This window comes from Paenibacillus vietnamensis (assembly GCF_020169515.1).
Lineage (GTDB): Bacteria > Bacillota > Bacilli > Paenibacillales > Paenibacillaceae > Pristimantibacillus > Pristimantibacillus vietnamensis.
Map to the genome: position 1 here is coordinate 617,481 of NZ_JAHMHW010000002.1, position 12,429 is coordinate 629,909.

General features: G+C 51.8%; 5 protein-coding genes. 1 reads left to right on the top strand and 4 read right to left on the bottom strand.

Annotated elements, in window-relative coordinates:
• Positions 1–60: 60 nt before the first annotated feature.
• From KP806_RS08055 to KP806_RS08070, 3 genes are all read right to left on the bottom strand, one after another.
• Complete coding sequence (locus KP806_RS08055) at positions 61–1,485, bottom strand: glycoside hydrolase family 32 protein (RefSeq protein WP_224723046.1); 1,425 nt, start codon at positions 1,483–1,485, stop codon at positions 61–63.
• 349 nt (positions 1,486–1,834) lie between these two features.
• Entirely contained in the window at positions 1,835–4,996 is a 3,162-nt protein-coding gene (locus KP806_RS27760; protein WP_318153507.1) for a GH32 C-terminal domain-containing protein, read from the bottom strand.
• 671 nt (positions 4,997–5,667) lie between these two features.
• Entirely contained in the window at positions 5,668–10,869 is a 5,202-nt protein-coding gene (locus KP806_RS08070; RefSeq protein WP_224723047.1) for a coiled-coil domain-containing protein, read from the bottom strand.
• 271 nt (positions 10,870–11,140) lie between these two features.
• Here KP806_RS08070 and KP806_RS08075 point away from each other — a divergent pair, with 271 nt between their 5' ends.
• A complete protein-coding gene (locus KP806_RS08075) occupies positions 11,141–12,148 on the top strand; it encodes a ketoacyl-ACP synthase III (protein ID WP_224723048.1) in 1,008 nt (335 codons plus the stop codon).
• Between the two features lie 80 nt (positions 12,149–12,228).
• Here the strand turns inward: KP806_RS08075 and KP806_RS08080 are convergent, their stop codons facing one another.
• The gene (locus KP806_RS08080; protein WP_224723049.1) at positions 12,229–12,405 is read right to left on the bottom strand and encodes a hypothetical protein; all 177 of its coding nucleotides are present in this window, start codon (positions 12,403–12,405) and stop codon (positions 12,229–12,231) included.
• Positions 12,406–12,429: the final 24 nt, after the last annotated feature.

Genomic DNA, 12,429 nt, shown 5'->3' on the forward strand with positions numbered 1-12,429 from the left:
AATGAAAGAAAGACCCCCAAATTGGGAGTCTATTGTTCATCAGATCGTTTCCGATCTTCCTTAAACTGTCTCAACCTTCACACGCTTGAATTGAGCATTCCCTTGACTTACGAACAACCCGAGCTTACCTCGTTCGATATCGTACATTCTAGCGCTCATCGCAGTATCCCCGTTTATATAAATCTCGCAGATCGAGCCATCGATGAAAATCAGAAGCTCATGGTAATGGTCAGGCTGCAGTTCGATCGGCCGCTCCAGCTCGACCTCATATGGAAATGTTTTCCCCCCATCCTCGCTCTGCATGATTGGTCCACGAAACGTGACCCTATTGCGCTGTGGCTCCATCGTCACATAGTAAGCGTCATCCAGTCCCGCCCCCGCACGCAGCATGACACCGGTCCCCTGCGTCTGTTCCGAGAAACAAATTTCCAACGATACTCTGCATCGATCCGGCAAATCATCTAGCCCCAAACTACCGGCAAACGCATATGGAGATTCGCACGCAAGCACGTCTAAGTCTGGCGAAGTCCACGTACCTGTTATCCCTTCCACATTGAATGGTTGCTCGACCGAAAACGCTGCATTCACTGAATCCGGCACTTTTACCGCAAGCGTACCATCCGGTCGCTGAATGATCTCATGGACTACGAGGTTGCCGCCCCAGTCCCATGTATCATAATCTTTACCGGGGTGCTTAGGAGGGTTCCAGCCAAACAAATCGTCGTTCTTCGTCGGGTTCCAGCCGAATAAATACCGCTTCTGACCGTCCGATACCGACTTCGCCGCATAAAACGCCCGACCGTCGAAAGTATCAACCTTTGGTGTAATCCATGGACCATTCAAGGAGCGGCTCATGCGGTAGAAGGTTGCGAACCGGTCCGTGTAGTTAGAGTAAACCAAATACCACCATTCTCCTATCCGGAACAAATCTGGGCATTCGTGTGCCCCGACATGGATATTCGGCGAATAGAGCGGTTCACGATATGCCCACTTCTTCAAATCCTTTGAGGTGAGCAGGGCCACGCAACCCTTGCGATTGGAAGGTCCCTTGGCCATCGCGGCAAGAAGCATCCAATATTGCCCCTCCTCTTCGTTCCAAAACACAAAGGGATCACGCCAATCAGAGAACTCGTAGATTTGGTTATCCGCTGAGAAGGTATCCTCCGGTATTGTTGTCCAGTTCATCAAATCCGTGCCGGTTGCATGGCAGACCAGTTGCTTCCCTTCGGGAAAGATGCAATAGAAAAGGTGATAAGTGTTCTCCACCTTTAGAACGTGACCTGTTCCGCCCAGAATTTTGCAGGCCCCATACTCGCGATAATTGCAGAAATCATTTGTTCCAATGAGATGCCAGCCACGATCTAGACCTTCCTGATAATTCTCTCTCCAGCCGTGGAGATAAAAAAGTTTAAACTCATTATCCTCAAAATATGGAATCACGTCTCCAACCCAGGCATTGTTAGGACGATAAAAAAACTCCTTCATTTGACTACTCCCTCCCGTTGATTCACATATCTTTGAAAACTTCGAGACTGGGATAAGCTTCACTACATCCGGAAGATAGGTAAACGATTACGCAGGTTATAAAAAAAAGTCGATACACCTACTTTCTGCAGTTTCTGATGTATTTGTTGCCTTCTTCTCAAATACTCCTAATCTTGCTTTAAAGAAAACGTTTACTTCACCTAATGTAAACGATTACTTTGTCTTTGTCAATTCCTATAAAGGGTCTCATTCCCTTTCTCTGGCTGCACTTGAAACTAATGAATGTAATGAAAAAAATGGTTGAGCAGAGGGCTTTACCTGCTCAACCATTTTTTCATTTTGAGATGATCTAATTGTCTCTCCAAACGCTCTTTACATGAAAAATATTCAAGACGATCAAATTAACATTTCCATTTTTGGCATAAAGCTCGACACCCCGGCTTTCCTGAGAAGGAAAAATCAAGCTCGTGATTACCCGTTCTCCTCCATTACCGAATACTTCCACGGATGAGCGGTCAACGAAGATGTGCAGTTTGATCCGATTACGGACAATGGACAATGGAGCCCGATATTCGCCAGGAAAAAGCGGACTGAATTGCGTATTCCCCGAATTTGTCCTGTTGACGAACATCTGTGAGTTAATTGCATCGTATCCGACGATTGTTTCTTCGCGATCTCCTTTTCGCACTTTAAAACCGAATTCTGTTGCGGAATCCAATTCAAATTCGGCGATAATTTCATAAGTATCCTCTTGAAGGCCGGTAAGCAGATTTGAACCAGGCGAAATCATTTCTGGTTCACTCAATTTTTTGAAATTCGTCCGAAGCAGCTGCAGTTCGCGAACAGGGGCTTGCACCAGCCTGATCCCCTCTTGCGGTATCGTCTTTAAAGCGACTTCACGCGGTATCGACATGGCCCCACGCCATGGTGAGGTAGGTGTCTTATTCGCATATTGCCAGTTACTCATCCATGCAATCCATACTCGCCGTTCAGGCAAATTCTCCCAAGATAAGGAAGCATAAAAATCCTTCCCGTAGTCAACCCATAGAACCTTATCGGGCGAATGTTCATTGATAAAATTCGTTCCGTCGAAGCGGCCTATAAAATATTGACCGCGGGACCCTAGATTTTTCTCGCCGGGGTTGATGTCCACCTTTAATACCCATTTCGTATGAGTCGGGTTACCGTCCACCGGAAGTTCAAATAATTCAGGAACCTCCCAAACCCCGGAATGATCCCCATCCTTCGCGCCGAACTCACTTAGATATGTCCAGGTTTTTAAATTTGGGGATGCATAAAACATGACTTTATCGCCGGCGGAGAGAACCATAATCCAACGTTGTGTTTGGTTGTGCCAAAAAACTTTCGGATCACGAAAATCTTTGATCCCTGGATTCGGAATAACAGGATTTCCTGCGTATTTGGTCCACGTTCGTCCGTTATCAGTGCTGTACGCAATACTTTGCTGTTGGGTTTCTCCAGAGCTTGTATAGATCGCCACCAAACCGCCGGATTTATCCGTGAAAAATCCGCTTGTATTACGTTCATCCACTACTGCGGAGCCGGAGAAAATCATACCCAGATGATCGGGTTCCAGGGCCACAGGCAAGTGCTTCCAATGTACGAGATCCTTGCTGATTGCGTGTCCCCAGCTCATGTTCCCCCATTCGTTCCCAAATGGATTATACTGGTAGAAAAGATGATACTCTCCTTTAAAATAAACCAATCCGTTGGGGTCATTCATCCAATTTCGAATTGGGGTAAAGTGAAACTGCGGACGGTAAGGTTCATTAAACACAGGTTGAGTTTGCCTTGCACTAGTAACCGGGATTCCAGCTTCACACTCTTTTGCGATATAATCTGCCGTACGGATCGCCAAGGCGACAGTGGATAACGTAGGATTTACTCCGCCGATAGTAGGCAAAATGCTGTTATCTGCCACATATAGGCCAGGCACATTATGAATTTGGCCATACCGATTCGTTGATGAAGTTGAAGGATTGTCACCCATTCGGCAAGTCCCCGCTGCATGATAATCCGATCCGGGAGGTCTCTGACAAATATCCGGCCTTCCATCTATTCTATCTATTGGTGTTTGCATGATTTCGGAGACTTGTTCGATCGCTGTAAACATTTGATTAATGATATCTCTATCTTTTTCACTGTATGAGTAATTCACCTGGATTTCCGGAAGTCCATATTCATCCTTCCTGACGGGGTCCAGAAACATCATGTTATCGAAACGCGATTCAACTTTCCCGTATCCAGTAAAACCAACCTTCAGCTCTTCTTCGAGCAATGGTTTTTCCCGATAAGGCTGATGCCAAAAATAGTCTCCTTGATTTCCAAACGGACCGCCAATTTGAATTTGGTAAGAGCGATAATTGGTTTGGGGAACTATAATGCCTAAAGTCCCTAAATCTTCAGGAAGTTCTCTGCGATTGATTTTCCCGACAGCCGTTAAATAGGAATGATCGACCAAATAATGGCCGATTGCGCTTCCCTGAATTCCTGAATTCAACAAAATTCTGGTGGTTTCAAAAGTACCTGCCGACAAAACAACAGACTTGGCTTTAAGGAAATAAGGCTTCTTTTCCCGCGACATCACTTTTACACCGGCAGTTTTACCGTTTTCCACCAAGATTTGAACAGCCTTTGCATTAACAGCCAAATCATACTTTTTACGATATAAGGCATAGGCAAGAAAATTGATCGAGCTCCAATTTACGTTTGAATGTATTTCTCCATTAGTTGTGGGTTTCAGGTCAACGGCAATAGGGAATTGTATTGCATCGTAATAACCACTGTTCTGAAGCCGCTGAAGCAATATAGATTGAATTGCAGAACCCTTTGAATATTCATGTGTGACATCCATGGCTTGTTCGGCAGTTCTATAGTAGAATTCCATCTCCCTTATATCAACCGGCCATTCTAACAGGTCGGAAATCGGCATTCTTGGAGTGACTAATCCCCAAAATAAGGTTTTTCCGCCTAAGGCATTCAGGATCCTTGCACCTGGGAACATCGGAAGACATTTTCCAATCGGTTCGGAAATCGTTCCAAATAAATTATTAAGACGTTCACTATCCATAGTAGCCAAGTTACGTGCGTGTGTCGGCAGCAATAGGTCTCCTCTTTCAATGACGCCGATTCGTTTATTATTATTTTTCCAATTTTCACATAATCTCCTAAGAACAGAGCCGCCCCCGCCTCCGGTTCCAACAATGATAACATCATAGTCCGCTTGTTTCATCTCCTCCAGCGAGGTCAACGGAATCCAATGATAAAGGGGATACGACGGTTGGAAAGGCGGACATGTTGGTATATTGTTCTGTTCTGTAACCGGCCTTGTGGATGAAGGAAGATTGATAGCTTTGCCTGCTATATTCAGATCCGGACTCATAATATCCGGATTCAGGGAGATGAGCTCTGCCAAATCGACATCCAATTTTTTCGTGATGGTTTTTAGCGTATCCCCATCATTCGCAATATAGATTCTAATCGTACTCACGCCCCTCTATTGAACAGGCTTACTATAAGCAAATCGATCATTCATCGGGAGAAGGCCTCATACTTTCGTTTGAATAACAATATATTCAGCTGTTCGAACCGCCAAATTGAAGGTCGTCGCAACGGGCTGGCCAGTCCAGTTAGACGGTTGACGCTGGTATCAGTGAAGATTTCGCCCCTTTCAATAGAAAGGAGCGACTAAATAATTTTATTATAAATAATGTACTAAAATACCTGACGGGTTGAAAAAATATCGAAATAATTATGCGTAGATAAAGTCAAGGTTTTTAGATCCTACCTTACTCTTGATCTGCATGATGAATCCTTCCGACAAACGATATGCGACCATAGGGAGGATATGCCGCGAAAGCCCCTTGAACTGCCGGAGGGCTGTGGTTGAGTCCAAGCGTAGCGGCAGGCGTTGCCAAAAATGGCCACGTTCGACGTCATGACAGCGGATTTAGGAATGTCGGAGAATTCAGCTCACTTGGCGCTGCTGCATAGTTTATATTCCCTGCGTCGATGTTTGCATACATCCTGGCGAGCAATGAAAATAAGTATCGACCCTTTTATTTTCCACGCGCAAATAGGACGATATCGCCCTCGTAACATCGGGATATCGTCCTATTGTTCGTGACCCTATCTGATCAACTGCCCCGGCTGAGGTTACCCTTACCCTTTCGCCAGACGAACCGCTTCGTCCAGGGCATGCTTGAACATGTCCTCGATCAGCTTGCCGGCCTCGCGAACGTCAAAGTCGAGCTGCAGCCGGTAATCATGGCCGAGAACGGCTGCCTCGATAGAGGTCGTCAACAGCTTGCCCTGCTTCGCTTCCTGCAGCGAGCCGGACAGCTCCACACGCTTCAGGTCGAACAGGTCGCCCGCATGCTCGGCCGCATAGGCCGCGAGGGCCAGCATGCCCTCCGCCCCGTGCCTTGCCGCTTCGAGCGCCACTTTGGCGCTTTCGAATGCGGCGGCGGCCGTGCCGGTCTTGATCAGCTCCAAGCTTTGCTTCGCGGCTTCCAAAGCCAGATAAACCGCCGATTGGCCGATGCCCGAGAGCGCCGCCTCAGCCTCAGTCAAGGCGGCGCGGCCGGTCTGCTGTACGGCATGAAGCGCCTGCAGCGCCGTCTGCCACAACGTATACTCCGTGCCGGTGCGCACGGCGGCCAGCGTCTGCTTCGCCGCTTCAAGCGCGGTGTAATGCCCGCCGATCCGGACGCCCTCCAGCGTCTGCTTTGCCGTTTCCAGCGCCGCATATTTGACGCCGAAGCGAACGGCCTCCAGCGTCTGCCGGGCGCTCTCCAGCGCCGTATATTGCCCCCCGTATTTCAGCCCGTTCAGAAAGCCTTCGGCGGCATACAGGACGCCTGTAGCCGTCTGCATCGCCACCTCTAGCCCGGCGATCTTAGCGCTTAAGGCTGGCCCTTTATACGTATATTCATACCAATGCAGATGCTTCAGCTGATGAACGGCATCATCAATTTCGCGCTGCATCGAACCGACGCTGTTCCGGGCATTCTGCACCTTCCCGATCGCATCGTTCATAGCATTGTTGTAAGCTCGTTCCGCGTCATTCACTGCCTGCTGGGCGCTGTTCATCGCCTGATCATATTCGGCTTGCGCCTGCGTAATCGCATCCTGGGCCTGCCGCATAGCCGAATCGTAGTCCCGCTGTGCCTGTTCCACTGCATTCTGCGCCTGCTGGAGCGCGTCGTCATATGCCGATCGGGCCGCCTCCACGTTCCGCTGCGCCTCATTCAAGGCATCGTCGAATCTGCGCTTCTCCTCCGCCACATGGTCCTGCAGCTGCTGCAAATACCTCTCTGCCGCCTGCTGCGCTTCGCGAAGCTCAGCTTCAGCCGGAGTGAACTGCTGCAAATAGACCTGTTCGGCGGCGTCTACCCTTTGCTTGACGACATCGATATCATGCTCGACGATATCCATCGCCTGCCTCAACTTCTGGACAACCGTCGTTTTCAGATAGAGGGTCAAGTCGCTCTGAAACAACGCGTACAGGCGGAAATCAAGTTGATCCGGCTGAGACAGCGATCCTTTACTGTCTCCCTGGACGACAAACTTCATGACATCGAGGAAGCCGAGCTCAAAGTAGAAATGAAGCCCCTTGTTCGACAAGTCCACGAACAGCTCCGCGTCCACGCCGAAAAATACGATAGCGCCGTCGATGAGCAGGCTTTGCCGGGCAGCCGTCATCTCCAGGTCGAACCTTGCATCCGGTCCTTGATGGCCGCGGATCTCCAGCGGCCCGAGCGCCAAATGGTCGAGCGAGCCCTTCGCCACCACACCGTCCTTCGCCACTCTCGTAAAGATGGAAGCCATCTTGCCGAACAGGAGCATCTTGCCCCCGAAGCTGAAGCCCTGCTCAAACGTCAGGGTACCGATCGTCCCCCCGCTTGGCGCAATGTACAGCAGCAAATCCCTGAATTCCAGGAAGTTCGGAACCGCTTCGGGCGGAAGGCTGAGACCGGTCAGCAGATTGGCGAAGCGGACCAGATCCTGCGGGGCAAGACGCGTGAGGGAGCCCATTAAAATCTCGCGCGTCGGATCCTCCGATATATTCACGGCCATCTGCGCTTCGACCTCCCCGATCGCCATTCCGCCGGCGAGTCCGAACTCGGAAGGCAGGCCTGTCGAAGCGAACTCAGCATAGATAATGCCGAGCTGCAATGCGACGGCCGGGCCGATCTTCAGTCCGTTAATGCCGAAGGGCGCCTCCCACCAATTTTTCATCGTGGCCGATCCGCGGGCTTCCGCCGCTCCAACCTCCAGCATGAGGTCAAAATGGAGCGGCTGCTCCTGACTCGACATCCTAACATTCATCCCGAATATCAGCTGGAAGGCCGGCACGGGCGTCAGCACGATTCGGATCCGGAACGGGTCCGTCGTGACGCCGCGGCCCAGGTCCAGCTTCATGTCGTTCACGTCGATTCCGATATCGGTCGCCGTACCGAAGTGGGCGCTGAAAATCAGTCCCGACTGAGCGGAACGGGTCAGCCCCGAGAGTGCCGGTACCTCCTGCAGCCTGCCCATCAGCTGGACGCCCTGCCGGACAGGGTAGGCGAAAGCAGGCGACTGGACCGCTCCTTCCTGGGACGCATAAATGAAGACCGCATCTTCAAAGGCCAAGGAATCCGCAAACGTTCCTTTCACGGCCGGGATGACCTTCGACAACCGGAAGCCGTCCGTTCCTAACCGGGCATACACGACCGCGCCCCAGCCGTTCGATTGCTTCTCATAACGGACCTCGCCGTCAACTTCCACACCTTCGATGACGACGGCGCCCCGGATCGCGAAGTCCGTCGGTTTCCCGGAAGAAGCCCGGTACAGATCCAGGGAGAGTCTCGCCTCCTTGAACGACAAGGGGCCGATATCGAGATCCCCGAGCGTCCCCGAGAAAGAGACCCCGTCCGTCGAAAGGATTGCCTCCGCGCCGACGCGGTGGCCATGGACCGTCAAGTCGCAGCGGACCGTCAACCCTTTAGACAACGGTTGGCCGGCAACGGTCCCTTCACTTGTTGCCAATCCCACGAAGACCTGTTCGAACGTCATGTCATATTCCGGAAGCGCCAGCTGCTCCCCGGACAGCAGGAAGAACAGGTCCGCCACGTCGTGGAGCGAAAAGTTCTCCGCCGAAGCGATGATGCCGGCCCGGCTTTCGGACAGCTCTCCCAGGAAGCTGTAATGCTGCACGCCAGTGGACAGCCGGGCGATAATCTGCAAATCGTTAACGGAACCGATGCTTCCTTGCACCGCCAGGGAATCCAGCGTGAAGCCAGGAATGCCGAATACGTCCGTAATACCGAGCGCCTCGGCATGGAGATAGACCGATCCGTCCTGATACGCCAAGGACGCATCCAGAATCGCCGGCTGCTCGCCGCCCAATGCGCCGATCTCCATGGTTGCGCCGATAAAGGCGGAGATGTACCAGCCCTCGGTTAACGCCACATTATCCAGGCTGGGGCCGATGCTGATCTGCAGGGCCCCCGATACGAGCGTCAGACCGCCCGGCAGGGAAGCCCGGAACGTCGCGGCGCTGGCCAGCGTCAATTCCTGCATCTCCAGCTTCTCGTCCAAGGATGAACCTTGGAAATCCAATTGCCCGCTAATAAAGATGCCCTGCTCCAGGCCGAGCAAACTCTTGAAGGCCGCCAGAGAACCGCTGTCCATCCGGAGCACGCCATCCAGCAGCAGCTGATTTGGGGCGCCTTCACTGCCCGCGACCAAGTGAAGGTTCACATCATCCAGAATGAAGAGGTCGACATGTTCGATGGCGAGGTTTTTGAACAAATCCGTAAAGACGAATCCGTTCTTCGCGATTGTCATCGTGGTCGCCACCGGCTGACCGTCCTTCAGCACGGCTCCCCGAACCGGTATGTCCGGCTTGCCGAGCGATGACCCTGTGGCCGTGAACGTAAAACCCGGATTCTCGTCCAGGCTAGTGCTTAGATTGCGGAGCAACTTCGGTGCCGGGGATTTCATGCCGCCGATCAGCGGTCCTGCATGCTCCTCCGCAGGCTTGAGATCAATTGCCGCAAGCTTCAGACCAAGCGGAAGATAACGGTCCGGCAGGAGCGCCTTGACCGACGCTTCGGTAAGCGGCTCAGAGGGGACAACCGGCACGCCGGGCATGACGAAAAACATGTTCGTCTTGACACTGCTTGTTTTTTGCTTTTTCACGGAGGGCCCGAGGAATTCCCTGGCCGCCAGAAATTCCGCCAGCGAAGGCGTGGCGCCGAGGAAAGGGTTAAAGGTCACCTCCTCGGTGAAAATGACCTTATTCGGCTTCTTCGAAGTATCGAGCACCCGATAGTCATAATTAATGTCCGTCGCCAGCCAAGTCGCGAACCGTTTCGTCCCGAGCTTTACGCAATTGACCGTCACCTTCAGGTCAACAGTAAATTCCGCGAATAGGGCATACAGCTGGATCTTCGATTCATGCTCCAGCATCTGGGAGTTGCTGGCCGAAGTTCCCAGCACCAGATTATTCCGGTGCTGCGGGGTTGCGAGCGATTGTGCCGGGCCGAACGAATGGGCAACGAGATGAAGCCATTCGTAATCGACGTCAGGCAGCTTGAGGTCGGCGGCCACTTCACCCGCAGAGTGGCCGTTCATGACGGTCGATTGCTGCGGATTCCGTTTCTGGCCCATCCAAGCTTGTACCTGATCCGGGGTAATCCGGGCATTAAGCGTGCGCTTCGCCGCTGCTTGGATGAACGTGTCGTTAAATCGCTCCCCGTGCACGTCGAACGCCAGGCTGACGTCCGGCTGCGCGATCACGGGAAAGGCTTTTTTCGGCACATAGACGGAGAAAGCCTTCGTGATGCCGACCAGATCGAAGCCGGTCGGCGCCGTGTCCCGGATTTCCAGCGGATGGTGAATTTTCCGGCTGGTGTTGGGATCTTCGAAAAAGGCTTTATAGGTAGGAAGCGACTTCTTCGGTACGACCAATATCCGCTTCGGTCCGTCCGATGCGTTGTCGTAGCGGCCAAAGGGATTGGTGGATACCCGGTCGAACGCTTCCACCGTCAGGTTAAGCGCTTCCCGGAACGTGCCGTACCAGCCCGAGATGGAGCGGGACGTCGTAATTCCGATGCTGTAATCGTCACTATACAGCGTCAAGCGGTCAGGCGGCTCGTCGCCATCGAGGTCGTCTTCTTTCATGTACCAGTAACGGGCGTTCAGCTCGGCGGCTTTTTTCTCCAGACGCAATTGCTTCAGATTGCCTTCATCCGCGATATTCTCGACAACGTTAAAGCTCAACCACTTGGCGGCATACTTAACGCCGTCCCGCTCAAAGCGGATATAACGGATGTCATCATCGCCCGTGATGACAATCCTCGTAAATTTGCCCATGACAAACTCCTCTCGATTCCATTGAAATAACCGTTCCTTCCTGCAGACGGGTCGTCCCCCGCATCACCGCCTTTCTACCATAAATTATATCATTTTAATAAAAGAAATATATGTTTATCGTACCATAATCTTGCTTTCTATTAACACTTCTATCTCTTCCGGAACGGTATTCAAACTCTCCTCTAGGCCGGCATTGACAAGGAAAGCACGATAAAGTAAATTAGTATCAACTACTAGCACTTGGTACTAAATTCGAAAGGATGTGTGTTTGATGAATGCGAATGTTCGATCCGGGGTACGCTCCAATGCCGTCATTACTGCAATCGGCTCATACGTGCCGGAACGGATTTTAACGAATGCGGATTTAGAGAAGCTGGTAGACACGAACGATGAATGGATCGTGCAGCGCACCGGCATCCGCGAGCGCCATATCGCGGCGGAATGTCAATTCACGAGCCATCTTGGCGTCGCTGCCGTACAAAACATGATCGAACGCTATAACATCTCCATAACCGACGTCGATTATATTATTGCCGCTACCTCCACGCCCGATGCCGTATTTCCAAGCGTTGCCTCACAAGTCCAGTCTCATTTCGGCATTGAAGGCTGCGGGACGGCGGACATTCAGGCGGCATGCGCAGGCTTTACCGCAGCCATCCAGCTCGCTAACGGGCTGCTGCTGTCCGGGGCATACCGCAAGGTGCTGGTCATCGGCGCCGAGACTTTATCCAAAATCACGGATTATACGGACCGTACGACGTGCATTTTGTTCGGTGACGGAGCAGGCGCCATTCTGATGGAAGCAAGCGATGAAGGGCAAGGAGACGTTCTCGCGGTGTATTCCAAAACAGACGGCGCGCGCGGTCATTTGCTGTACCGAAGCAGCCTTTCTTCCATCCTTGGCGGCGAGGAGATCAAGACAAACGGCCTGATTGTGCAAAACGGACGCGAGGTGTACAAGTGGGCGGTCAGCCAGGTCGCGGAGAGCGTAAATACGCTTTTGGAGCGAAGCGGATTAACGACAGCCGACATCGACTGGTTTATTCCGCATAGTGCGAATATGCGCATCATAGAAGCCTTGTGCGAACGGACCGGCTTTACGCTTGACAAGACGCTAAGCAGCATCAAATGGTACGGAAATACGTCGGCCGCGTCGATCCCGCTCGCACTCGATGAAGCGGTCAAGGCGGGCTCCGTTCGGAATGGACAGCAAATGCTGCTGTTCGGTTTCGGGGGAGGCTTGACGCAGGCAGGCGTCATTATCCGCTGGTCCTTGTAATAGGCTGCAAAAAAAGATCCCCTATGCCCCGTAATCCGGCATAAGGGATCTTTCCATTCGACTTCGCGCAAACCTATGTTTTACGGCTGCTGCTCGTAAGCCAGCTGATGGCCGTCTTCGAACCCTTTCGTAAAGCCGGCATTAAAGCCGTTATGATAGATTTGACCCGATTTGACGCTATCTTCTTTAGTTTTTACAAGGCGTTTCCTGCTAATGTTTTTTCTGCGTTTCACTTCGTTTTTCTTTTTGTCGGCCATCGTACTTTCCTTCCTCCTAATCCT

Coding starts and splice junctions, on each gene's coding strand:
- KP806_RS08055 (WP_224723046.1), bottom strand. CDS start 1,485: ATGAAGGAGTTTTTTTATCGTCCTAACAATGCCTGGGTTGGAGACGTG.
- KP806_RS08070 (WP_224723047.1), bottom strand. CDS start 10,869: ATGGGCAAATTTACGAGGATTGTCATCACGGGCGATGATGACATCCGT.
- KP806_RS08075 (WP_224723048.1), top strand. CDS start 11,141: ATGAATGCGAATGTTCGATCCGGGGTACGCTCCAATGCCGTCATTACT.
- KP806_RS08080 (WP_224723049.1), bottom strand. CDS start 12,405: ATGGCCGACAAAAAGAAAAACGAAGTGAAACGCAGAAAAAACATTAGC.